The organism is Bacillus sp. FSL K6-1000, assembly GCF_038630785.1.
Taxonomy (GTDB): domain Bacteria; phylum Bacillota; class Bacilli; order Bacillales; family Bacillaceae; genus Bacillus; species Bacillus safensis.
Genome location: NZ_CP152042.1, coordinates 2,088,974 through 2,112,556 on the forward strand (window position 1 = coordinate 2,088,974; position 23,583 = coordinate 2,112,556).

Below are 23,583 nucleotides of genomic sequence, written 5' to 3' on the forward strand. Positions count from 1 at the left end.
GTTACATTCATTTTAACAAAAAGCCGAATTGAATCATAAAAGTTGGCCTTTTCCTTGTAATTATGCGTAGGAATGAAGCCCCGCAATGACAAGATTGACAAAGATGAGATTAAACATAATAATGGCGAAGCCGATCACAGCAAGCCAAGCGGACTTTTCACCATGCCACCCTCGCGACAAGCGAAGATGAAGATAGGCTGCATAAAAGAGAAACGTAATCAATGCCCATACTTCCTTCGGGTCCCAGCCCCAAAACCTAGTCCATGCAATTTGCGCCCAGATCATGGCAAAGATCAGCCCGCCTAATGCAAATACAGGGAAACCAATCGAAACAGCCCGATACCCAATTTCATCGACTAAATCTAGGTTCACCTGTTTCACTAGCGGTTGAAGCAGTGCGCTCAGTCGTTTTCGAATGATCAATCGAATGAGTCCGTATATAATCAGCCCTACGCTAAATGACCATAACACTGTATTGACCTTTCTGCCTGAAAAAACAGGCGGCAGCTCAACAAACGGCTCCAAACGATCTTCCGTCACAAGCTCCCCTTTATGAGGTCCGACAAGAGCTGGCAGCTCATAGACCATCACACTTTTTTCTTTATTTTTATCGATCCAATTAAATGTCGCTTCATATCCTGTCATTCTAAAGATAGACGTGACAGCGATAAATGCAAGTGTCACCACAATCATAAACATGACAAGCTCTAAACCAAACGTCTTCTTTCCTGGCTTTGTTTGATCCACATGCTTTAATAGAAAGATGACACCTGCCACAAAGCTGATGGCTAAAATGGCTTGACCAAGTGCTGCTGTTGTCACGTGAATATAAAGCCAATTACTTTGAAGTGAAGGAATCAGCGGTGAAATATCTGATGGGAACATACTTGCATAGGCAATAATCAATAAAGCGATTGGAAGTGTGAATAAACCAAGTACAGACACTTGATACACAAAATATAAAATGATGAATGCAAGCACCAGCATCATGCCAAAAGCCGTAGTGAATTCAAACAAATTACTGACTGGTGCATGACCAGATGCAATCCATCTTGAAATAAAATAGCCCAACTGGCTCAAAAAACCGATGATAGTAAGCGTAATGCCAATGAGTGCCGCCTTATTCCTGCGCGGTCCATCTTCTTTCTTTTTTCCTTTAATGGCACCACCAAAAAAAGGAACTGCCGCTAAATAAAATAGAAAAGCTGCAAATAACAGATTTTCACTGACTGCCGCCATCTAATCCTTCCCCCTTGCTTTTGCTGATACTTGTTGTATCAGGCAGCTCTTTTTGATCAACTGGCTGTTTGATGCCACTGCCGCTCAGTAACACGTTAAGATCGGACTTTAAGCCGAACCAGTTTTTGTTTGTATGTCCTGCCACCAATACTTTTCCATCCTTTGCCGACAGCCAGATTCTTCTATGCTGCCAATACATCCCCTGCACGACACCAATCATGAAAATGATTCCGCCTACAATAAGCACCCCTAGTGTTAAATCTTTTCTAACAGTTAACCCTGTGACGTTTTTCGTTTCAACCCGATCAAACTTCATTTTATATAGATTGTTATCAGAACCCTCTACTGTCTCTTGAATGGCGACAAAGCTTTTTTCACCTTTAGGTTTTTCAGGAGAAATCATTTCAAACACAAAAGCAGGATTATTGGGATTCCTTGTTTTCGTACTTGGTGTTCCATCATCGTCAAAATAAAAATCAGGCAGATAGCTCATCACTTTGACTTTGTAACCGCTACCAAGATCATATTCCGACTTAGGCTCCAGCAGATTAATCTTCACTGTACCGAAAGATTTTTCTGTATCTTTACGAATCAGCTGAAAGACCATTTGATCGAGTTCATTTTGTTTAAAATCCACTTGATACAATGAGAAATTGTCAAACTTGAGCGGTTCATTCACTTTGATATCGTGTTCTGTGACCTGCTTCAGCTTGGGCTTTTCACCAAATACAACTTCTCCTTCACGTTTGTATAAGATGGCATCCGTTTTATAGCTTTTCACCACTTGACCGTCGCCAGCTTTTTCAATGGCATTCTCAAACACTTCTTTTTCATTTCCAGTTTCATAACGATCAATTGAAAACGCATTATTTTTCAAGAAATATTGACCATCCGTACCTGGAATCGGTGCAGTTTCACCTTCTCTGACCCACAGCGTTTCGTCTACGTACATGCCCGGGACGAACCGGAGCATTGATCCAATGAGAAAGATGATTAATCCAATGTGATTGACGTAAGGTCCCCAGCGTGAAAAACGTCCTTTTTCGGCTAAAATATACCCATTTTCTTCTCGCACGCGGTAACGCTTTTGTTTCATTGCTCTAATGATGCCTTCATATGTATGCTGATCTAATGTTTTGCCTGTCTCGCTGAACAGACGCTGTCTTCTCATAAAGCCTTCTTTTTTGATAACCCCTTGGTTTTTGAGTGCTCGATAAAGAGGAATAACGCGGTCGAGACTGCAAATGACAAGAGAGATTCCGATTGATGCGACAAGAGCTAAAAACCACCAAGAATTATAAAGATCATGGAATCCAAGTGTATAATACAGCTTGCCAAACGATCCATATTGCTCTTCATAATACGTGGAAGCAGATGCACCCGGCGGAATAAATCGCTCCTGCGGAAAAATCGTTCCAAGCGAAGAAGCGAGCAGTGTAATGACAATCAGCCATACACCCACTTTAACGGAAGAAAAAAAGTTCCATACTTTATCAACAATCGTTTTGTTGTATGTTTGCGAGCGTCTTGCACTGCCGTCATATCTCATATCAAGCAGCTTCGAAGAGTTTTTCTCTTTAGCCGCAATGGGATTCCCGCATGATTCACATAGAACAGTACCGATTGGATTAATATGTCCACACTCGCACTTTACCTCTTTCATTCTATGACCCCTTTGGTTTAATCAAATTCATATATTCATAGACATTACGTTCTGTCATCGTTCCCTTTATGACTTTGATTACCTTGCCTTCAGGATTAATTAAAAATGTGGTTGGTAGCGGCGTAATATCATATGCCTCTGTCACTTGACGATCTTTGTCCATGGCAACAGGAAAATTCACGCCATAGAATTCCATAAAATTTTTCACGGCAATCTTAGATTCCGCAACATTGACTGCAACAATTTCCACACCGCGATCCTTGAACACTTCATATTGATTCGCCATATAAGGAAATTCTTGTTTACACGGACCGCACCATGTACCCCAAAAATTAAGAAAGACACCTTTGCCTTTTAAATCCTTTAATTCAATCCGATCCCCATCCACAGATTGAAGGACAAAGTTTGGCGCAATAGATCCTTCTTTGACTCGATCCTGTTTGGCAAATACTGAGTTATACATTGTATAACATAGTGCAGCAAGCATCACGAGGAGAATGCCCGTCCGTATGAAAAACCGTCTTTTTTTCATCTGAAGTACCCCTTCCCCATAGACATTCAGGTAAATTATAGCATTCTCCTTCTTTTGATGCTTCTTCATTTTTTGAAGTTTATGTGAAAATTAAAAAGCGCTTTTCCCATGATCGGCAATTGCTCTCAGGCGCTTTACTTCATGCGGAGACAATTCTCTGCGGTCTCCTGGTCTCATACCTTCAATATGAAGGAACGAATATTGCTCCCTTTTTAGCTTTAACACATCATGGCCGATCGCTTCAAACATACGGCGTACTTGTCTGTTTCTGCCTTCATGAATGGTTAATTGGACAATACAAGTTTGCTTTCGTTTATCAATAGAAAGCATTTTCGCACGAGCAGGTGCTGTTTTTTTATGATCTAACATGATCCCTTTTTCTAGCTTTCTAAGCAGTTCCTTTGACGGAATGCCTTTTAGCTTCGCTGCATACGTTTTATCAATTTCGTATTTCGGGTGCATGAGCTTATGGGCAAATTCCCCATCATTTGTAATCAAAATCAAACCGCTCGTATCATAATCTAACCGGCCGATTGGATAAAGGCGCTGCGGGACATCATCAAAGAAGTCTGTGACGACCTTACGTCCTTTATCATCCTCGGCAGCAGAAATGACGCCGCGCGGTTTATAAAGCATAAAGTAAACCGGTTCTTCTCTTTCAAGCTTTAAGCCATTGACTTCAATTTTATCTGAAGAGCCCACCTTCACTCCGAGCTCTGTCACTGTTTGACCATTAACGGTAACTCGTCCTTCTTTAATTAATTCTTCAGCCTTTCGTCTTGAAGCGACGCCGGCATGTGCAATTACTTTCTGTAAACGTTCCATTTGTCTTTCACCTCATGTACTATCTTACTTGCTTGACCTAAAACAAACAAGCATTCGTGGAAAAATAAGCGTTTCGTCTGTCTAATTTCAGCTAAAAAGCGATTTTCCATCCATGAAATACAAAAAAGCGCCTGATTAGGCGCCGCTAAATAACAAACTGACGATAATCACAGATGCAATGACACCAATGAGATCTGCTAACAAACCTACTTTTAGCGCATCTCCCATTTTTTTAATACCGACTGCTCCAAAATAAACCGTCAAAATGTAAAGGGTGGTGTCTGTTGACCCTTGCATGACTGCCGCGAGCTGGCCAATAAAAGAATCTGGACCATACGTCGCTATCAAGTCTGATGTCATTCCAAGTGCAGCCGTTCCTGATATCGGGCGAATAAACGCAAGCGGAACGACTTCTGGAGGGAAACCAATCGCTGTAAAGACTGGTTTTAAAAGTCCCATAACAAAATCAAGCGCACCTGACGCACGGAATATCGTAATAGCTACAAGCATGCCGACTAAATAGGGAATGATGGAAAAGGCAATTTGAATGCCCTCTTTTCCTCCCTCCACAAATGTTTCATAGGTTGGTACCTTTTTAATGGTTCCAGCAATCAAAATCCCTGCGATGATCAGTGGAATCAAAGCAAGTGACAGCCAATTAATAAATGCCACAAGATCACCCCCGCCTGCTTCTGCGATAGTGGAAATAACGATCGATGAGAATTGCTCCGATTCCTGAAATGAGTGTTGCTAAAATGGTTGGTCCTACAATGTCTGTTGGCTGATCTGCCCCATAGGTCATTCTTATAGCAATGACGGTTGTTGGCACAAGTGTGATAGAGGATGTGTTGACCGCTAGAAATGTAATCATAGAACGGCTTGCCTCATTTTTTCCGCCATTTAATGCTTTCATCTGCTCCATCGCCTTAATCCCAAGTGGTGTAGCGGCATTCCCAAGACCAAAGAAATTTGCCATGAGATTGGACAAAATATACCCCATTGCAGGATGATTAGGCGGAATATCCGGGAATAGCTTTGAAATAAAGGGCCGGCACATTTTACTAAAGAAATTTAACAGCCCTGCCTCTTCGGCAATCTTCATGAGCCCGAGCCAAAAAACGAGGACACTAATCAGACCAATTGAAATAGTAACCGCTTCTTTTGAGCCCTTAAATACAGCCTCATTCACTTCATGCATCGTTCCATTAAACATCGCATAGACAAGACCGATGACAGTGAGAAATACCCAAATTAGATTGACCATGAAGATCCGCCTATAGATGTCTGAAAGACAGACTTAAACATTTCTTGAAAGCTTTTCTGAGGCATGCGGTTTCGTTTATTTTCATAAAAAATCGGTAATTGCTCGATCACCTGTCCATCTATTAAAATCGTCATTTTCCCTACAACATCTGGGATGGCTTCGGCGTTTTTTTTCCATTTCTTTTTAGGGGTGAGCATTTCTGTTTCAATTTTGACAAGTTTTTTCTCATCTTCATTTAAAAAATAGTCCACATCACGCTTGATAAACGCTTTTTTTTCGTAAAAGGTCCCTTTTAACGAAGCCAGTCTTCCTTTTTCAGCAAGCACATACGTTTTGTAGTGATCAAATGCATATTCAAACATAGAGATATGATCCTTCCAGTCGTCCGGCGCATTAATCGTCACAGCGATCAGCTCAGCATCCCCTTTTGCAGCGGTGGAGACGAGTGTACGTTTTGCAAGTTTTGTATATCCTGTTTTCCCTCCAGTTGAATATTCGTATAAACCGGTGAGCAGCTTGTTTTTATTTTTCCAATAGCCTTCCATTGTTTTCGCTTTATAGAAAGTCGTACCAGCAATTTTTTGATATTGTTTATGTTTCATCGCGTATTTTGTTAGGATCGCCATGTCATAGGCTGATGAATAATGATTTTTATGATCATCGAGTCCGTGCGGATTTTGAAAATTCGTATTCTCCATTCCTAGTTCAGCCGCCTTTTGATTCATCATAAAAATAAAGCCTTCTAAGCTGCCGCCAACATGCTCTGCAATGGCAACAGCTGCATCATTTCCAGAACGCAGCATGAGCCCGTATGTCAAATCTTCTAAGCTCACCTTCTGCCCTTCCTTTAAATAAATGGATGAGCCCTCCGCTTGAATCGCACGTTTTGATACTTTGACGGTATCTTTCATTTTTCCTGATTCAATGGCTAATACAGCCGTCATGATTTTTGTAATACTGGCGATTCTTCTTTTTTCGTGCTCGTCCTTTCCAAATAGGACTCTGCCTGACTGTCCATCTATTAAAATGGCACTTCTTGCACTCACTGATAACGAAATGTCTGCTTTGGCATGTGAGGAAAAAGGCAGTAAGAGTGTAAATAGAAGAAGGACTGCTGTTCCAATTTTTAAATAGGGCATGTTCATTCACGTCCTTGTCCGTTTTGTACAAGTGTATGCTCAGCTGAAAAAGTTATGATGCCTCGTCCATAAAAAAAAGCGCCTCTACATGTAGAGGCGCTTCTTCGAATTACTTATACCATTTTCACTTGTTGATGAGAAGTCGTATATTCCAGCTCTTCTCTCATCGCTAAAAAGTCTTTTTCTAATGAAGAAAATAATTGTTTCATATCAGCGGATACTTCATGGTGAAAAACAATGCTGCTTTTTCCTGTATAGGCCGAACGGCTGTCTTCATACCATGTATCTTTTTTCGGCGTGAAAAATTCTTCAATACATTGATGATAAATACGGTGAAGCATCTGCTGTGCGGCTTGCTGCGGAAATGTCTGCTGCTGCCCCATTTTCCTGCAAACTGCTGCTGCATCCTCGCTGTACACTGCAAGCTTCCGTAATGTACTCAATATGTCACAATAATAGGCTTCCGCTTCGGGGTTTAATCGTTTCAAGCTTGATAAGGTGGCTTCGTTCAGAAAACCATTCATTTCAATTGCAACCTTTGATAAAAAGACGCCTGCTTGATCAACTTGAGCCTTTACATTCATATGTGCCATTTGTTTCGTGTTTACCTTCCCCTCATGGCTTTGTCACCATTTTATCTGTCATCAAAAGATTTTAGACCTAAAATCTTTTTTATATTTTATCATACATTTTTCCTTCGTTTGAACTATTTTATATCTTCAAATGTTTGATTGAAGTTTTCAAAAAATAGATCAGCTTCTTCTTGCACACCATCTGCTTCCACATTCTCTGGAAGCGGTGGTAATTCATCTAACGCTTTTAAGCCAAATTGCTCTAAAAAGGTCGGGGTTGTCCCATAAAGAATTGCTCGTCCCGGCCCATCGGCACGTCCTACTTCACAGAGCAATGCTTTGGCTACTAAGCTATGAAGCACACGCTCTGATTTGACGCCTCTAATCTCCTCTACCTCACTGCGTGTAATCGGCTGTTTATAAGAAACAATGGCAAGCACCTCAAGCGCTGCCTGCGATAAACCTTTGGATGGTGTCTCGACTAATTTTTTTAAATACATACTGTATTCTTTTTTCGTCAGCAGCATATATGAATCTGCATATTCAATGAGCTCAATCCCTCGTTCTTGTTTTTGATATTCTTCCTTTACGGAAGACATAATGTCGAGTAATACCGACTCATCTACTTCAAGAACAGACATGAGCTGTTTTCTTGTTAAGCCTTCGTCACCTGCTGCATACAGCAGCGCTTCTAAGATGGCTTTCCAATTCACGATATCAAGCGTCATGAATCGTTTCACTCCCTATGATATAAATGTCTTCAAAGTTCCCTTCCTGCTCTAACATGATTTGATGACTTTTCATCAATTCGAGAACAGCAAGAAACGTCACGACAAGGTGTTCCTTTTGATCATGTTGAAATAGAGTCATGAAATTGGTCCGCTTTTTTGTTTTTCTTAAATGGTTCATAATCTCATTCATTTTGTCTTCAATCGGGATTTCTTGTCTTGTAATCTTTGATGGTGCTGGTTTCGTTATTTTCTTTCGGTTTAATACCTTTTGGAACGCACCTAACATATCATACACCGTTACGTGTAAATTTGTGTCCTTCGCTTCTGATTCTTTTGCAAATTCGCTTAAATCACTCGGTGGTTTTGTAAAGGCATTTTGCCTTTCTTCTTCGCGTTCCTTTAGTTCTTGCGCTGCATTTTTATACTTGCGGTATTCAATCAATTTGCCAATCAGCTCTTCTCGAGGATCCTCTTCCTCTTCGAGCAGGTCTTCATCAAACAGCTCTTCCTCTTGTTTCGGAAGAAGCATTCTGCTTTTAATACTCAGGAGGGTTGCAGCCATGACCAAATATTCACTCGCAACATCGAGCTCAAGCTCCCTCATCGTGTGGACATATAATAAATACTGCTCCGTAATTTTAGCGACGGGAATATCATAAATATCAATTTCCAACCGGTTAATTAAATGTAAAAGCAAGTCCAAAGGACCCTCGAACGAATCTATTTTCACCTGATATTCCAGCATCTTTTTCTCACCATTTCTACTGTCTTCTAAGTACCGTTTCACCGGCTAACCTTTAGTATAAGACAGGATAAAGCTCTCGTCCAATATAATTTCGGCCATGATGCCTTGGGCAAATCAAGAAAAACAGTGGATCCGCCCATACCAATAAGGGCATTTATACATAGAATACCATTGTAATCAGAACTGATGAAAAAGGAGGCCGTATCATTATGGGAGATGGCTATAACTTTGGCGGAGGATTCGCGCTTATTGTCGTGCTTTTCATCTTGCTGATCATCGTTGGCGCGGCTTGGGTTTATTAAAGAAACAGAGCGTCCTTTTCACTAAAGGGACGCTCTTTCTTCTTTTCTTTTCAATATGTTAGACTGAAAGTGGAAAAGGAGATGACCGCTGTGTATCCTGAAGCGTACGTGGCTTTTTTACACGAATTTCATACAACAAGAGATTATTTTGAGTGTCATGAAATTCTAGAGGAATATTGGAAGGAAGATCCCCCAGAGCAGCGCAAAGAATATTGGGTCGGGCTCATTCAGCTCGCGGTTGCCTTGTATCATCAAAGACGGGGAAATGGAAAAGGAGCAAAACGGCTCATTTCTAACAGTCTTCATTTGTTAGAAGCAAACCGTTCAGTATTATCGAATCTCGGTCTGGATGATGAGGCATTTCTGATGCTTCTGAGAACGCTGAAAAAGAAAATGGATGAAGATATGCCTTATGAAAGTGTGATGCTGCCGATCAAAGATGAAGCACTTCTTTCTTTATGCCAAGAAATGGCCCAAAAAGAAGGACTGCTTTTTGGACAGGAAAGCAACTTATCCCATACATTTTTAATCGAAAAACATAGACTCCGTGACCGGACAGATGTATTGCTGGAGCGAAAAAAGCAGATTGAACGTAAAAAAAGCAGAGGACTGTAGCCTCTGCTTTTACATGTGTGATATTTAATTTGATTCGCTGTGACACTTATGAAAGAAGCCTTGCGTTAATTCATTTGGAATGAGTGTTTTGGTTTTAAATATGTCTTCCACGGCTAAAACCATTTCCTTGCCGATTCCTTGATCACGATGGGATGGATTCACACTAATATGTTCGATTTGTACTTGGTCGTCTGTTTTCAACACACCAATAGCACCTACAATATCCTCGCCATCTTTCCATAGGAACAGCTGCCGATCTTCATCCATTTCATATGACTTCATCGTCTGCTGAAGCTGTTTGACGTCTTTCTCACCCGGCATAAAGGACAGGAGTCCCATGGCAATTTTTTCAAAAGACCTCTTGTAACGAATTAACATATATACCCCTCAATATTCAAATTATCCTAATTTCCAGCAAATGTCTTATGATTCATTTGCTCATCACACATTATAAACATTTTTATACCGTTTTTAAACTCTTTTTCACTAAATTAAGAGAACGTTCGATTGAGATTCGCCATTTCAATAGCAGCTGCAGCCGATTCGCTGCCTTTATTTCCAGCTTTTGTACCAGCTCTTTCAATGGCTTGTTCAATCGATTCTGTTGTCAGTACACCAAAGATAATCGGTACCCCTGTTGACATTGCACTTTGAGCAATTCCTTTAGCAGCTTCATTACAAACGTAATCATAGTGAGTCGTTGCGCCTCTGATCACGGTTCCAAGTGTGATGACTGCATCATATTTTTTGGTTTCAGCTAATTTTTTTGCCATGTACGGGATTTCAAAAGCGCCTGGTACCCACACAACATCGATATCATCACCATTTGCTCCGTGTCTAAGCAATGTATCTTCTGCTCCATCTAGCAGTTTACTTGTAATAAAATCATTGAATCTCGCTACAACGATTGCAAATTTTAGTCCTTCTGCTACTACATGCCCTTGTATTGTATTCATATGTTGATCATCCTTTTTTGTGATTTTTATTTTGTTTCGATAGTCGCTGTTCGATTATTGTTTAAATATGTCTGTAATGCTTCTATTGTCAGCATCTTTAAATCATGCTGTTTTTGAATCTCCTTTAGTTCAGGGACGCGAGCCATTGATCCATCTGCATTCATAATTTCACATATGACACCCGCCGGCTCTGAGCCTGCTAGTTTAGCAAGATCAACCGCTGCCTCTGTATGACCTGGTCTTTCTAGTACGCCGCCTTCTTTTGCAATAAGCGGAAAAACATGGCCTGGACGGGCAAATTCGTCTGGTTTTGCGTCTTTATTTAACATGGCCAGCATGGTCGTGGAGCGCTCAAAAGCACTGATACCAGTCGTCGTTGTCACATGGTCGATGCTTACTGTAAATGCTGTATGGTGTGCATCTGTATTATGTTCAACCATTGGATGCAGATTCAGGTGTTTGGCGATCGACGCATCGACTGGCGTACAAATGAGGCCTCTTCCATGTAAAGCCATGAAGTTAATCACTTCAGGTGTGGCATGCTCAGCAAGTGCCACAAAGTCTCCTTCATTTTCTCTGTCTTCATCATCCACTACGATAATGATTTCTCCTTGTTTAAGGGCATTTATTGCCTCATCAACAGAATGATACATACAATCGCCTCCTAGAATCCGTGCTCTTTTAGAAATGATGGGGTCAATCGAGATGGCTGTTTATCGCCTTGCTCTTTTGTTAAAAAACGATAAATGTATTTACCGATCATGTCACACTCTATATTCACAATATCCCCCATAGATTTAGTCGGGAAAATAGTTCCTTCAAGCGTATGAGGAATAATAGAGACTGTGACTTGTGAATCTCGCAAATCGAAAATGGTCAAGCTGACACCATCTATTGCGATCGAACCCTTTTGGGTGAGCATATCTGTGAGGGTCTTGTCCATCTTTAAATCATAGTAAATGGCATTACTCTTCTTTTCTATTCGGGTAATGACTGCCGTTCCATCAACATGGCCTGAGACAAAATGGCCGCCAAATCGTCCATTTGAGGACATGGCTCGCTCTAAATTCACTGGACTGCCTTTTGTCAGCTGATCCAGTGATGTCGATTTGACCGTCTCTGGCATCACATCTGCGGCGAACTGTCCTTTTGTGAAGCTTGTGACTGTCAGACATACTCCATTAATGGCGATACTGTCTCCGAGGTGAACATCTTCCAGCACACGGCTGCATGTAATGACAATTTCCATGGCATCTGCTGACTTTTTACTTAATGACTGAACGGTGCCAACTTCTTCAATAATCCCCGTAAACATGTGATCCTCCCTTTCGTTTCATTTGTATTTCTCACTTTTTAAAAAAGCGATGTTAGGGACATGTGATCGATTGAGCACCTTCGTCGCTTTTTATGGTCCATACAAGGTAGATGAGGGATCACCTAATAAACACTGCATGTGTGTATTAACACCAAAAACATACAGAAAGCCCCGGAAAAAATTCCGGGGCTGTGGTTTTTTTGCATCAGAAATAAGACTATGATCAACAAATATTTTTCGTTCATAGCTTTCTTTATCCTTCTCCCATCCAGACTTTCACTGTCGGCTTCAGCTTTTCACTGAATCAACCGTTAATAAATTAACGGGTCACGGGCTGTAAAGCATTTGCTTTATTACCGTCGGTCGGGATTTTCACCCTGCCCCGAAGGATACAATCGATATTTAGCTGTCCTTAGGGGCTATTATAGCGATCCTTGTTGTCAAATGCAACAATCAAGATTTCTTCAAAAAAAAAGTCTCCTTATAGGAAAGGAGACATGTTAATTTACGACTTTTACTACTTTTATCAGTCCATCTATTCTTTTTTCATTACTAAAGTAGGCTTTAATACGATCGCCTTTTTTCAGATCGGCCACATCATCTTCAAATTTCTTACCATTAAAAATGATTTTGGTGCCATTCTTTGCTTGACCGTAATATTCATCTCCATCAATTTTCGTAATGGTATATTCATAGATAGTGTAATCTTTATCATTATTTGTTAAGCTCTCGCCAATGGCTGTTGGCACATCTTCAATTTTCATGCCATTCATGTATAAATAACCTGCGCCTAAACAAAGCAGTAAAACAAATAAGATTGCCATTTTTAATTTAATTTTCCCCATATTTAGAACCTCCATCATCTGCACTTCGCCTATTTGTATGTTTTATTCCTTCTTTTATTGAAATAAAACCAAAAAAGCTGATTTTCATTAATGGTTACTTATATAACGATTCAGATGGCCCTTTGGTTCCACCTCTTAATCATTACATATGATACGAATATGCGTTCTTTATTAAGGGGGTCTTTTTCTTATTTATAAGTTCGTCCCACACGATACTGCAGGCTTTTCGATTATATTCTTTTTTCGAGTGCGAATAAGTCTTCCTCTAACAATTGTGACCGCTGAACAGCGATGCTGCGGCTGTCGCGAACCCCTTGATTATAATAGTAACTTCCAAGGTTTTTTGTGATAAATTCTAGTATATTAATGGCTGCTAATTCACCAATCTCTTCTTCTCGTTCTTCGGCAAAGTAACGCTGAATGGCCATCATCATTTGATTTTTTTCTTCTTTAGTGAGTGGTTTCAAAGTCTCCCCTTCTTTCTATTTTCTTCATTTGCAGCTGGATGTGCTTGCATTTCACAAATACGAATGTTTGTTCTCTTATCATATCATAAAAAAAGATTCTGTGCATGAATGCCCTAAAAGAAAAAGCGTATTTTGATGTAATGGATCAAAATACGCTTTTTCTCAGAAGATGTCATAGGTGTTATCCATTTTATTTTAAAATGGATAGGATCGTCGCTACAGAATGATCTACAAATGAACGCTCTGGACGTGACTTCATGAGGACGGTAAGCCCGATGAAAGAAACGACCAGTGTCTGTGCTAAGGCTTTAGCATTTAAGCCGCTTTCGAGCTCACCTGAGCGAATACCTTGCACGATCTTTTCTTCAAAAATAACCGAAAGATACATTTGATGCTCTCTTGTCAGAATTTCAAATTTCTCTTCGTGTGGAGCAAGCTCCACTATTGTATTAATGCAAAAACAGCCTTTACTTGGGCCATCTCCATATTCCTCTTCCACTACATCTGTCAATAATAGATGAAATGCTTCCTTTACAGATCGATTGTTTTGAAGTTTTGTTCGAATACGGGCTGCATGCTGCTTTGTATATGTGCGTAATGCAGCCTCAAATAATTCCTCTTTATCTCCAAAGGCTGCGTATAAACTTGGCCGCTGTATTCCCATTTTTGCAGTCAAATCGCTTAACGTTGTAGCTCTATATCCCTTTTCCCAAAAAAGCATCATTGCATCATTCAACGCTTTTTCCTCATCAAACTCACGCTGTCGAACCATCATCAATTCCTCTTTTCAACAATGAAATCCTTTCACGATAACAATTGTCTATTTCTTTATTTATCAGGATATCATTTTCTTTTCATTACTAATCAGTACATTATGATTGTATTTTTTTCAGGTGAAATTGTCAAACTGTCTTTCTGCTTTCAAGATTAACATAGAATAAACTCTTGACTTTAAAACATTTTGCTGGTTATCCTTAACAGGAATCATTTTGTACCGATTAGTATATTATTCTTTTTAGTATAAAAAAGAGGGGATGCAATGAATGGTTAAAGATAAAATGACTCACTATATGGCACTACTTTTTGCAACAGCCTGCGGGATGGCTGTTGCAAACATATACTTCGCACAACCGTTACTAGATTCACTGGCAGCCGAGTTCGATATCACGTATTCATCCATCGGTATTGTCATTACGATTACTCAGCTTTGTTATGCGGCGGGGCTGCTACTGATCGTACCACTTGGTGATCTGTTGAATCGACGCCGGCTCATCATTGGTCAGATGCTTTTATCTGTGCTTGCCCTCATTCTAGTCGGCATCGCTCCTATCGTCACCGTCCTATTTATAGGATTAGCATTGGTCGGACTGCTCGCTGTAGTCACTCAGGTACTCGTTGCGTTTGCAGCAAGTTGGGCTGCTCCAGAAGAGCGCGGCCGTATCGTCGGCTTGGTGCAAAGTGGAATCGTCATCGGTATTCTTCTCGCCCGAACCTTTGCTGGTGTATTAACCGATTTTGCTGGCTGGAGGTCTGTATATCTTGTTTCTGCCGTCATCATGCTGATCCTAACTGGCGTATTGTTCCGAGTGCTCCCGCGTGATGACAGCAAAAGAGAGTCATTATCTTATGCTCATCTGCTTCGTTCAATGTTTGTATTGTTCATACAAGAACGAATCCTGCGCATCCGCGGGATTCTAGCTCTTCTGATTTTTATCGTCTTTGGTACGTTATGGACTTCACTCGTGCTGCCTCTCAGTACTGCGCCACACTCTCTTTCACATACTGCTATTGGCGCATTTGGTCTTGCTGGAGCAGCCGGAGCATTAGGGGCTGCTCGGGCTGGCAGCCTTGCTGATCGAGGTTTTGGACAGTTCACAAGCGGTATAGCCCTTGTCCTATTATTCATTTCATGGTTTTTCATCAGTTTGACTGAACATTCACTTATTGCCTTAGTCATTGGCATTATCATTCTTGACCTATCTGTGCAGGCAGTACACGTAACGAATCAGACTATGATTTTCACAGTGCGGCCTGAGGCGAGAAGCCGGCTTACGGCTGCTTACATGATTTTTTACTCCATCGGCAGTGCGACCGGTTCAATTGTTTCAACCAGCATATACGCAGCCTATGGCTGGAGCGGAGTATGTCTTTTTGGTGCCTCTATCAGCGCCACAGCCATTTTGTATTGGATCATCACCTACCGCTTAACAAAACAAATAACTGTAAAATCAGATACAAAATAAAAAACACCGCGTTTAGCGGTGTTTTAGATTAAGCATCTACAACTTCAACTTTTTCCATGCCTTGGCCTTGCTCCATATCAAGTACAGCCTCGATACCAGATGTTACCTTGCCAAAAACAGTGTGAACACCGTTTAAGTGCGGCTGCGGGTCATGTACGATAAAGAATTGGCTGCCGCCTGTGTCTTTACCAGCATGTGCCATTGATAATGAACCTCTTTCGTGCTGATGTGGATTTCCTTCTGTTTCACATTTAATTGTGTAACCAGGACCACCCGTTCCATTGCCGTTTGGGTCCCCGCCTTGGCTGACGAAGCCTGGAATCACGCGGTGGAACTTCAATCCATCGTAGAAGCCTTCATTCGCTAATTTTTCAAAGTTTGCTACTGTACCTGGAGCAGCCTCTGGGTAAAGTTCAAACTCAATTTTCTTTCCATTCGTTAATTGTATGTATCCTTTTTTTGCCATTTTTCACATTCTCCTTTCAGGTTAAACAACGCTCATTATAGCACATTTTCGGTGATGTTAAACATCCCCTGCTCTTCGATTGTCATTTACCTCTTAACTGATGATTGATAAAATAGGATTGCTTGATTCTTTTTTCCTCATAAAATGATATGTGACGAAATGACATGTCTTCATTTATTGGAAAAGGAACACATCTTAAAAAGAAAATTGAAACGTCGAGTCAATTTGTTACGTCTATATGATGGAGTGCATTTCTGTACGTGTACTCAAAAGCTGAGTTTCTCTTGAAAGAGGAACGCTTTCGACTTGAAGGAGGTCAACATGTTTAAAAAAATGATGCTTGGTATGATGGCAGCGCTCCTTTTCCTAATTGGTGCGCCAAAAGTCAGCTTAGCGGATGCAGCTGTCGGCGATGTCATCGTCACACTCGGGCAAGACTTAACACCAGCTGATCGACAAAAGGTGCTTGACGAGTTGAATCCACCTGAAAATGCGACAAAAATTGAAGTAACCAATAAAGAAGAGCACGAATATTTAGGAAAGTATATCCCTCGTTCTTCTATCGGGACGAGAGCATTATCATCTTCATCGATCACCATTGAGAAATCAGGTACTGGTCTGACTGTGGATACACACAACATCAAGACCATTACAGATGAGATGTATTTAAATGCTTTAATGACAGCAGGTGTCAAGGATGCCAAGGTTGTCGTCACTGCTCCATTTGAAGTATCTGGTACAGCCGCACTGACGGGCTTACTTAAAGCGTATGAGGTGTCAAGCGACAAAGCCATTCCAGAAGATGTGAAGCAGGTGGCAAATGAAGAGCTTGTGACTACTTCTAAATTGGGTGACTCTATCGGGAAAGACAACGCTTCTGCCCTTATTGCAAAAATCAAAGATGACATTGCAAAAAACGGTGTCCCTAAAACCACCAAAGAAGTAGAAGAAAAAGTCGATCAGGCGGCTTCTGATTTGAACTTAAATCTGACGCAGGATCAAAAAGATCAGCTTGTCTCGCTATTTGATAAAATGAAAAACATCAATATCGATTGGAATCAAGTAGGATCTCAAATTGATAAAGCAAAAGACAAGATTACAAAATTCATAGAATCAGATGAAGGGAAAAACCTTCTTCAAAAGATTTGGGATTTCTTTGTCTCCATCTGGAACGCGATCGTCTCTGTATTCACTGGAGGAAAATAATCCATGAAAAAAAGCTGCCTGTACCCCAGGCAGCTTTTTTAATTAGATGATTTCACTTTTGATTGATACGGTAAATCAAGTTTGACAATGTCCTCATAGGTTTCACGCTCAACCACAAGCTGCGCTTCCCCGTCCTCTACAAACACAACCGCTGGGCGCGGGATGCGGTTATAGTTGTTTGACATACTATAGCCGTAAGCTCCGGTACAAAAGACAGCCAATAAATCCCCTTGTGATAACTCTGGCAGATCGATATCCCAAATGAGCATATCTCCGCTTTCACAGCATTTACCGGCAATTGAAACGGTTTGATCATGCGTTTGACTCATTTTATTGGCACTTGCCGCTTCATATTTCGCTTGATATAAAGCCGGACGAATGTTGTCACTCATTCCGCCATCTACCGCAACATAATCGCGGATGCCAGGTACGTGTTTTGATGATCCGATCGTATAAAGAGTCGTCCCTGCATCTCCAACAAGAGAACGGCCTGGTTCTATCCAAATCTCCGGCATATCGAACTCATAGCGGGCCACGTTCTCTTTCACAGCTTGGATTATTTTCTCGACATATTCTGTCGCAGGAAGTGGTTCATCCTCTTCTGTATAACGAATCCCAAAGCCGCCGCCTAAGTTTAACACTGTAGAAATAAAACCAAATGATTCTCTCCATTCATCCAGCTTCATAAAGATTTTATCTGCTGCAAGGACAAAACCAGCCGTATCAAAAATTTGTGAACCGATATGACAATGGACACCTAAAAGCTCGATCACTTCTGAACCAAGCACTTGTTTCACCGCTTCATCTGCTTGTCCATTGTGAAGATCAAAGCCAAATTTTGAATCCTCTTGACCTGTCGTAATGTAATCATGCGTATGCGCTTCGACACCAGGCGTGATGCGGAGCAATACCTTCACTTTTTTTGACAGCTCTTGACCAAGCTGTTCAATGAGCTTCATTTCATAGAAATTATCCACAACTATACAGCCGATCCCATGCTCTAAAGCCATTTTTAATTCTTCTCTGCTTTTATTATTGCCATGGAAATGAATTTTTTCTACTGGGAACCCAGCGCAAATGGCTGTGTGAAGCTCACCGCCTGAGACAACATCAAGAGATAATCCTTCTTCTTTAGCAAGCTGAAACATGGCAATGGAAGAAAATGCTTTACTCGCGTATGCTACCTGCGCTGTTAATTCTTCCTCTATAAATGCTTTTTGAAAGCTTTTTGCGCGCTCCCGTATTAAAGCCACATCATATACATAAAGTGGTGTCCCATACGTTTCAGCTAAAGAAACGGCATCAACACCACCAATTTCTAAATGACCGAGTTCATTTTGTCTGCAAGTGCCGTGTAAATACAATGTCATTCCCTCTTTCTCCGCTTCGGCTGAAAAAAGGCAGCTACGTGAGCTGCCTTGTGCCTTGTCTCAAAGTTAAAAATACAATATCACAATCTTCAGCCACTTTCAATGAGCCTTAAGAATTTGGCGGAATTTTTGATCTGTTTTGAGGGTGAACGATGCTCGGTCTTACTTTTGAGCCAGGAACAGACGTCCGAATCAGCACTTGCCACAAAGCCTTCCCATTAAAAGGGAGGAACGGCCACATATAAGGCGTCTGCAATGAACGAATGGAAGTTAAATAAATGAGTAACAACGTAAAACCAATGATGAGTCCATTCAGCTTGAAGATCGCCACTAGTGCTAGGATGATGAGCCTGACAATCTTATTGGCGACACTCAGCTCATAGCTTGGCGTTGTAAAGGTACCGATCGCCGCCAGTGAAACGTATAAGATGACCTCTGGTGTAAACAAACCGACATCAATAGCGATTTGTCCAATTAAAACAGCCGCGATCAGTCCCATGGCGGTCGACAATGCGGTTGGCGTATGAATTGCTGCCATTCTTAAAAATTCCACCCCGAAATCAGCAAGGAACACTTGGAGAATCACAGGGATATGAGAAGGTTTGTTAAACCCAATATAGCTTAAATTGTCAGGCAGAAGATTTGGTTCAAGGATAAAAAGAAACCAAATCGGCAAAAGAAAGGTAGAACATAAAATGCCTAAAAAGCGTACCCATCTTAGGAATGTACCAACGGCAGGAGCCTGGCGGTATTCTTCTGCATGCTGAACGTGGTGAAAAATAGTGGTTGGTGTAATGATGACACTAGGGGATGTATCCGTAATGATGATGACATGCCCTTCTAATATGTGGTTAGCGGCGACATCTGGACGCTCGGTATAACGCACTAGCGGAAAGGGATTATATCCTTGCTTAATAATAAATTCTTCAATCGTTTTATCAGACATCGTCAGCCCATCGACCTTAATTCCTGATACTTCTTTTTCTATAATATCTACAAGATCTGGGTCTGCAATATCTTCAATATAGCAAACACAAACATCGGCTTTGGAACGTTCGCCTACTTTGAGCATTTTGTATCGCAGCTTTTCATCCCGCACTCTTCTTCGAATAAGCGCTGTATTTACAATAATGTTTTCAACAAAACCGTCTCTTGCTCCCCTGACAACCTTTTCTGTATCCGGCTCCTCAGGCATTCTGCCAGGATAACTTCTAACATCAATGATAAAGGCGTAGTTTTCACCTTCTACAACAACTGCTACAAGCCCGGACAGCACTTGATCCACCGCTTCATCCAGCGTTTCTACCTTGGAGACCTGCTGATTGACAAGGCGGTTCTCGACTACATGTGCAAGATCATCTGATTCTGGTTCGTTGTCATTGATTTCGATTAGTTCTTTTAATAAGTAGATGACATACTGTGTATCACACAATCCGTTTACATAGTAAAGCTGGATTTCCTGATCGTGTATATAAATTTTCCGAACACCAAGGTCAAAGCTGAGACCCATTCCGACATTTTCTTTGAAGTAATCTTCATTTTTCTTCGGGTCTCGGTACACGTTTACCTTGTCTTTCTTCATGGAAGCCACTCCTTTCTAATATTAATTCCACTGCTTTCATCGTGATTGGAGATCCCTTGCTCAGATCATCTTTCCGTCCCATCTTGCCAATATCTCCAATCCCGACAACTAATGGGAGATTGAGGGAGTCAAGACAATACACTGTATCCCCGCTCATTTTATGGGGCTCCATTTCGGGAAGACCGTGTTTGTCGACACCGTATTCTGTCAGTTCACCTTCCCGGTCAATGGAGACATGGACCTTTGTCCATTCGGCTTGGTGCGTCTTAGATGCAACTGCAATCGCGCCAATGACTTCGATTTCAGGGTGGCGTGCTACATGTTTCATCGCCGTCTCGCCTGTTCCTTCACCGGTCAGTCCAGAATCATCAAACATCACAAAGACTGGATCATACGGTGTTTTTAAAATCATCTGAACAAGTTCAGGTCCTGTCCGTTTGCTTGGATTTCCTTTTGAGCTGGAAATACATCGTCCGCCGACGTTTTTAGCGGCGAGCTCAATGGTTTTGGCAGCATATATATCTCCGTCTGTCACTAAAATGACTTTCCGTCTTTGCCCCATATTCGGTTATCCTTTCGGTTTAAAGATCAGTGCGATAATAAATGAGAATAAAATCGCAGCTGATATTCCAGCCGAGGTTAATTCAAAAATACCGATACCGATGCCGATGAATCCATGTACATCTGCCTGGTGCATTGCCCCATGAAGCAAGCTATGACCAAAGCTGACGATTGGTACGGTTGCGCCCGCACCTGCAAATTCAATAAATTTATCATAAATACCGAATCCGTCTAAAATGGTACCTGCCACAACAAAAGTAGTCATGACATGTGCCGGCGTGAGTTTGAGTACATCTAGCAAAAGCTGGCCAATGACACAAATAAGTCCGCCTGCCACAAAAGCGATAAGATAATCCATTAGCTCTCTCCTCCTGCACGCTCAAATACAACACCGTGCGCAATGGTCGGAATGGTCTCTTTTTGCTGAACCATCATTGGGCTGAGTAGCGCCCCGGTTGCGACAACGAGTACTCTTTGCAGATTCCCTGCTTTCATTTCTTGAAAAATATGACTAAATGTCACAACAGCTGAACAAGCACAGCCGCTGCCTCCAGCGAATACGTTTTGATCGGGTGTATAGATGATTAAACCGCAATCATCGTGCTTTCGCCCAAGCTGGATACCTTCTTCTTTCAGGAGATCCTTTAAGATCGGTGAACCAATGCCTGATAAATCTCCAGTTAAAATCAAATCGTAATCATCTACTGTTCTTCCTAAGTCTTCTAAATGCTGCTTGATGGTGTCTGCCGCGGCCGGTGCCATGGCCGATCCCATATCAAATGGATCTGTAATGCCAAGATCCATGACCCTGCCTACCGTTGCACTTGTAATTTGAATTTGTGAGGGCTCTTGGCTGATAATAACGGCTCCGCTCCCTGTTACGGTACTTGTTGCTGTATCTGGCTTTTGTCCGCCGTATTCGGTCGGGTTTCGAAATTGGCGTTCTGCGGTCGCATTGTGACTGCTTGTTGCTGCGATGGCTCTATTTGCAAAGCCACCATCAATGAGTGCTGACGCAATGGCGACCGATTCCATTGAGGTCGAGCATGCTCCAAATAAGCAGAGAAACGGGATCTTCAGCTCTCTTGCCACATAGTTTGCTGTGACGTTCTGGTTGAGTAAATCTCCAGCTAGCAACAGATCAATATCGCTTTTTTGCAAATTTGCTTTCGATAAAGCGGTTGATATCGCATCATCCATGAGCTTCCTTTCAGCCATTTCCCAGTTCTTTTGATCACAGTGCATTTCATCGTATGTTTTATCAATTAAATGTCCAATTGGACCTTCTTTTTCCTTAGGTCCTGCAGCAGTTCCTTCTGCATTGACATAAAGCTTGTACTCAAATACCCAAGATTGTTTACCTGTTAGTTTCACCTTTCATTCCTCCTACGAAAACATCTTTTCGAAGATGTATCGAATGATCCCTACGATATATGCCGAGACGACACCGAACACAATGACGTTCCCAGCGAGCTTAAACATATTTGTGGCAACACCTAAAACAAGCCCTTCACTTTTATGCTCAAGGGCAGCACTTGTCATACTGTTAGCAAAGCCTGTTACCGGTACGGCCGATCCCGCTCCAGCAAACTGGCCGATTCTATCGTAAATACCGATACCCGTTAATAGAGAAGAAATTAAAATGAGGGTTGCCACTGTCGGGTTCCCTGCTGTCTTTTCATTAAAATCAAAAAAGTGGATATAGAAATTTTGCAGCCCCTCACCTATTAGACAGATTAAGCCGCCAACTAAAAACGCCTTGATGCAGTTGAGGACATAAGGAGGTTTGGGCTGATATGTTTTCACCTTAGATGGATAGTTTTCTTTTAAACTCGACACGTGTTGTTCCCTCCAATTTCTTAAATATAAATAAGCCAATGAAATAGTGAACCAAATATCTTTCCTAAGACGATGGCCATGAGCAGCAAAACAATTTTCCCGTCCATTCCAATTCTTTTCGTTAATATAGGAAGTACATTTAATACTTCAGTAAGTGCAGCTGCAAGCATGCCGACAAAGATGCCTGATAAAAGACCGACCGGCAGCGCCAGCCATTTGGTTAAATGCAGATGTATTTGACTTAAGGTGGCCCAGCCGCCAACAACCGCCCCGCTAATGACTGCCGCCTCGTACCCTTGTATGAAGCGCTGCGTTTTGGTTAATTGCATTAAGCGGGGAATGATGCCAAGCACTGTAAGAAATGCCACAAATCCTGCTCCGACTGTTAAACCGCCGCCAAGTCCAACGAGTACGACAAAAAGCCATTTACCGATCATGGATATCCTTCAATGTTTCTTTATTTTCATTGAGTGCGACATAATGATCGAGATCGAGCTGATATTTAAACATTTCCACTTCGAGCGGACTTGGTTCTTCATTTAAACGCTTTTTAAATACATGATTGAAAAACAAAATCATGCCAAAGCCGAGTCCAAAACTATATGGAATTTGTAATAAATACGGATGCTCAACCGTTTTCCCTGTGATCATTTCATATAGGCGGATATGAACGAGCCGCATACTGACATCCTCGTGGAAATTCATAATGGCAAGCGCCGCTCCGACAAATAATAGAAGCCATACAAACACAAATAAAACGGGAGAAAGCTGGCGTTTGCCTGTATCAATTTCAACAATGGCCTCAGAGCCGCCAACGGTTTGAATGTCGATATCCGGCCACGTTTTTTTGATCGTTTTGACGACATGCATGATATCAAGAACGGCGATGTGACGATCCTTTTTGCTGACATGATACACCGGCATTTTGCTAAGCTTTTGCACAGCAAACTCATCACCAGTGATTTGGGCGACATCCTCTAAATAAATGAGCTGATCTATTCCGGTCTTGATTCGATGGCGCAGCCGAATAAAGATTTGTCCGTCCATCCAAGTCACTTCCTATACGAGGGGTTAAAAATAGTATGTGGTGAAAAATGGTTCTCATA

29 protein-coding genes, 1 pseudogene and 1 riboswitch are annotated in these 23,583 nt (G+C 41.5%); of the genes and pseudogenes, 4 read left to right on the forward strand and 26 right to left on the reverse strand.

Annotated features, from left to right (window positions below; translation table 11 throughout):
• Window positions 1–60: 60 nt before the first annotated feature.
• The 10 genes from ccsB to MHI46_RS10685 all read right to left on the reverse strand — a co-directional run bounded on the left by ccsB (window position 61) and on the right by MHI46_RS10685 (window position 8,710).
• Window positions 61–1,239, reverse strand: a complete 1,179-nt coding sequence (gene ccsB / locus MHI46_RS10640; RefSeq protein ID WP_039179613.1) for a c-type cytochrome biogenesis protein CcsB — start codon at window positions 1,237–1,239, stop codon at window positions 61–63.
• Entirely contained in the window at window positions 1,223–2,902 is a 1,680-nt protein-coding gene (locus MHI46_RS10645) for a cytochrome c biogenesis protein ResB (RefSeq protein ID WP_058837973.1), read from the reverse strand. Before MHI46_RS10645 ends, ccsB begins: the two co-directional genes overlap by 17 nt.
• 1 nt (window position 2,903) lies before the next feature.
• Window positions 2,904–3,434, reverse strand: a complete 531-nt coding sequence (locus MHI46_RS10650) for a thiol-disulfide oxidoreductase ResA (protein ID WP_342502822.1) — start codon at window positions 3,432–3,434, stop codon at window positions 2,904–2,906.
• A gap of 90 nt (window positions 3,435–3,524) precedes the next feature.
• Window positions 3,525–4,259, reverse strand: coding sequence for a 23S rRNA pseudouridine(2605) synthase RluB (gene rluB / locus MHI46_RS10655; protein ID WP_024422842.1), 735 nt, complete (start codon window positions 4,257–4,259; stop codon window positions 3,525–3,527).
• Between the two features lie 135 nt (window positions 4,260–4,394).
• Complete coding sequence (locus MHI46_RS10660; RefSeq protein WP_024422843.1) at window positions 4,395–4,931, reverse strand: spore maturation protein; 537 nt, start codon at window positions 4,929–4,931, stop codon at window positions 4,395–4,397.
• A 4-nt stretch (window positions 4,932–4,935) separates the two neighbouring features.
• Window positions 4,936–5,523, reverse strand: coding sequence for a nucleoside recognition domain-containing protein (locus tag MHI46_RS10665; protein WP_039179626.1), 588 nt, complete (start codon window positions 5,521–5,523; stop codon window positions 4,936–4,938).
• A complete protein-coding gene (locus MHI46_RS10670) occupies window positions 5,511–6,662 on the reverse strand; it encodes a D-alanyl-D-alanine carboxypeptidase family protein (RefSeq protein ID WP_064497554.1) in 1,152 nt (383 codons plus the stop codon). Before MHI46_RS10670 ends, MHI46_RS10665 begins: the two co-directional genes overlap by 13 nt.
• A gap of 113 nt (window positions 6,663–6,775) precedes the next feature.
• Window positions 6,776–7,255 (reverse strand): YpuI family protein, encoded by a 480-nt coding sequence (locus tag MHI46_RS10675; RefSeq protein WP_041085975.1) that lies wholly within the window; start codon window positions 7,253–7,255, stop codon window positions 6,776–6,778.
• Between the two features lie 113 nt (window positions 7,256–7,368).
• Complete coding sequence (gene scpB / locus MHI46_RS10680) at window positions 7,369–7,962, reverse strand: SMC-Scp complex subunit ScpB (protein WP_024422847.1); 594 nt, start codon at window positions 7,960–7,962, stop codon at window positions 7,369–7,371.
• On the reverse strand, window positions 7,952–8,710 hold the full coding sequence (locus MHI46_RS10685) for a segregation/condensation protein A (protein WP_024422848.1): 759 nt from the start codon (window positions 8,708–8,710) through the stop codon (window positions 7,952–7,954). Before MHI46_RS10685 ends, scpB begins: the two co-directional genes overlap by 11 nt.
• Window positions 8,711–8,919: 209 nt before the next feature.
• Between MHI46_RS10685 and MHI46_RS10690 the strand changes: the two genes are divergently transcribed.
• Both MHI46_RS10690 and MHI46_RS10695 read left to right on the forward strand, forming a co-directional pair.
• Entirely contained in the window at window positions 8,920–9,012 is a 93-nt protein-coding gene (locus MHI46_RS10690) for a YjcZ family sporulation protein (RefSeq protein ID WP_012010430.1), read from the forward strand.
• A gap of 90 nt (window positions 9,013–9,102) precedes the next feature.
• The gene (locus MHI46_RS10695; protein WP_047204116.1) at window positions 9,103–9,627 is read left to right on the forward strand and encodes a DUF309 domain-containing protein; all 525 of its coding nucleotides are present in this window, start codon (window positions 9,103–9,105) and stop codon (window positions 9,625–9,627) included.
• 24 nt (window positions 9,628–9,651) lie between these two features.
• Here the strand turns inward: MHI46_RS10695 and MHI46_RS10700 are convergent, their stop codons facing one another.
• The 7 genes and pseudogenes from MHI46_RS10700 to MHI46_RS10730 form a co-directional block, all read right to left on the reverse strand.
• Entirely contained in the window at window positions 9,652–10,005 is a 354-nt protein-coding gene (locus MHI46_RS10700) for a GNAT family N-acetyltransferase (protein WP_039179637.1), read from the reverse strand.
• A gap of 113 nt (window positions 10,006–10,118) precedes the next feature.
• Entirely contained in the window at window positions 10,119–10,583 is a 465-nt protein-coding gene (ribE, locus tag MHI46_RS10705; protein WP_029706184.1) for a 6,7-dimethyl-8-ribityllumazine synthase, read from the reverse strand.
• Window positions 10,584–10,657: 74 nt separating this feature from the next.
• Window positions 10,658–11,236 (reverse strand): annotated as a pseudogene (ribB, locus tag MHI46_RS10710) (3,4-dihydroxy-2-butanone-4-phosphate synthase); the annotation flags it as partial.
• 11 nt (window positions 11,237–11,247) lie between these two features.
• On the reverse strand, window positions 11,248–11,898 hold the full coding sequence (ribE, locus tag MHI46_RS10715) for a riboflavin synthase (protein WP_039179642.1): 651 nt from the start codon (window positions 11,896–11,898) through the stop codon (window positions 11,248–11,250).
• 252 nt (window positions 11,899–12,150) lie between these two features.
• A riboswitch (FMN riboswitch) is annotated at window positions 12,151–12,292 on the reverse strand.
• 106 nt (window positions 12,293–12,398) lie between these two features.
• On the reverse strand, window positions 12,399–12,743 hold the full coding sequence (locus MHI46_RS10720) for a hypothetical protein (protein ID WP_034623431.1): 345 nt from the start codon (window positions 12,741–12,743) through the stop codon (window positions 12,399–12,401).
• A 230-nt stretch (window positions 12,744–12,973) separates the two neighbouring features.
• A complete protein-coding gene (locus tag MHI46_RS10725) occupies window positions 12,974–13,210 on the reverse strand; it encodes a DUF2164 domain-containing protein (RefSeq protein ID WP_039179646.1) in 237 nt (78 codons plus the stop codon).
• 190 nt (window positions 13,211–13,400) lie between these two features.
• Window positions 13,401–13,982 (reverse strand): TetR/AcrR family transcriptional regulator, encoded by a 582-nt coding sequence (locus MHI46_RS10730; protein ID WP_106025038.1) that lies wholly within the window; start codon window positions 13,980–13,982, stop codon window positions 13,401–13,403.
• A 271-nt stretch (window positions 13,983–14,253) separates the two neighbouring features.
• Here MHI46_RS10730 and MHI46_RS10735 point away from each other — a divergent pair, with 271 nt between their 5' ends.
• The gene (locus MHI46_RS10735) at window positions 14,254–15,453 is read left to right on the forward strand and encodes an MFS transporter (RefSeq protein WP_106025037.1); all 1,200 of its coding nucleotides are present in this window, start codon (window positions 14,254–14,256) and stop codon (window positions 15,451–15,453) included.
• Window positions 15,454–15,481: 28 nt separating this feature from the next.
• On the opposite strand, the gene MHI46_RS10740 is transcribed toward MHI46_RS10735, so the two are convergent.
• Window positions 15,482–15,919, reverse strand: coding sequence for a peptidylprolyl isomerase (locus MHI46_RS10740; protein ID WP_008359679.1), 438 nt, complete (start codon window positions 15,917–15,919; stop codon window positions 15,482–15,484).
• 321 nt (window positions 15,920–16,240) lie between these two features.
• On the opposite strand from MHI46_RS10740, the gene MHI46_RS10745 reads away from it, so the two are divergent.
• Window positions 16,241–17,125, forward strand: coding sequence for a DUF1002 domain-containing protein (locus MHI46_RS10745; RefSeq protein ID WP_024422856.1), 885 nt, complete (start codon window positions 16,241–16,243; stop codon window positions 17,123–17,125).
• Between the two features lie 38 nt (window positions 17,126–17,163).
• Here the strand turns inward: MHI46_RS10745 and lysA are convergent, their stop codons facing one another.
• The 8 genes from lysA to MHI46_RS10785 all read right to left on the reverse strand — a co-directional run bounded on the left by lysA (window position 17,164) and on the right by MHI46_RS10785 (window position 23,524).
• Window positions 17,164–18,489, reverse strand: a complete 1,326-nt coding sequence (gene lysA / locus MHI46_RS10750; protein ID WP_047204119.1) for a diaminopimelate decarboxylase — start codon at window positions 18,487–18,489, stop codon at window positions 17,164–17,166.
• A gap of 115 nt (window positions 18,490–18,604) precedes the next feature.
• On the reverse strand, window positions 18,605–20,086 hold the full coding sequence (locus MHI46_RS10755) for a spore germination protein (protein ID WP_099663355.1): 1,482 nt from the start codon (window positions 20,084–20,086) through the stop codon (window positions 18,605–18,607).
• The gene (locus tag MHI46_RS10760; RefSeq protein WP_024422859.1) at window positions 20,031–20,639 is read right to left on the reverse strand and encodes a stage V sporulation protein AE; all 609 of its coding nucleotides are present in this window, start codon (window positions 20,637–20,639) and stop codon (window positions 20,031–20,033) included. Before MHI46_RS10760 ends, MHI46_RS10755 begins: the two co-directional genes overlap by 56 nt.
• Before the next feature lie 6 nt (window positions 20,640–20,645).
• A complete protein-coding gene (gene spoVAE / locus MHI46_RS10765) occupies window positions 20,646–20,996 on the reverse strand; it encodes a stage V sporulation protein AE (protein WP_007501045.1) in 351 nt (116 codons plus the stop codon).
• Complete coding sequence (gene spoVAD / locus MHI46_RS10770) at window positions 20,996–22,012, reverse strand: stage V sporulation protein AD (protein ID WP_228280236.1); 1,017 nt, start codon at window positions 22,010–22,012, stop codon at window positions 20,996–20,998. The genes spoVAE and spoVAD overlap by 1 nt, the downstream gene beginning before the upstream one ends.
• A gap of 12 nt (window positions 22,013–22,024) precedes the next feature.
• Window positions 22,025–22,477, reverse strand: a complete 453-nt coding sequence (spoVAC, locus tag MHI46_RS10775; protein ID WP_039179667.1) for a stage V sporulation protein AC — start codon at window positions 22,475–22,477, stop codon at window positions 22,025–22,027.
• A 20-nt stretch (window positions 22,478–22,497) separates the two neighbouring features.
• Complete coding sequence (locus MHI46_RS10780) at window positions 22,498–22,914, reverse strand: stage V sporulation protein AB (protein WP_039179670.1); 417 nt, start codon at window positions 22,912–22,914, stop codon at window positions 22,498–22,500.
• Entirely contained in the window at window positions 22,904–23,524 is a 621-nt protein-coding gene (locus tag MHI46_RS10785) for a stage V sporulation protein AA (protein WP_144464521.1), read from the reverse strand. Before MHI46_RS10785 ends, MHI46_RS10780 begins: the two co-directional genes overlap by 11 nt.
• Window positions 23,525–23,583 lie beyond the last annotated feature (59 nt).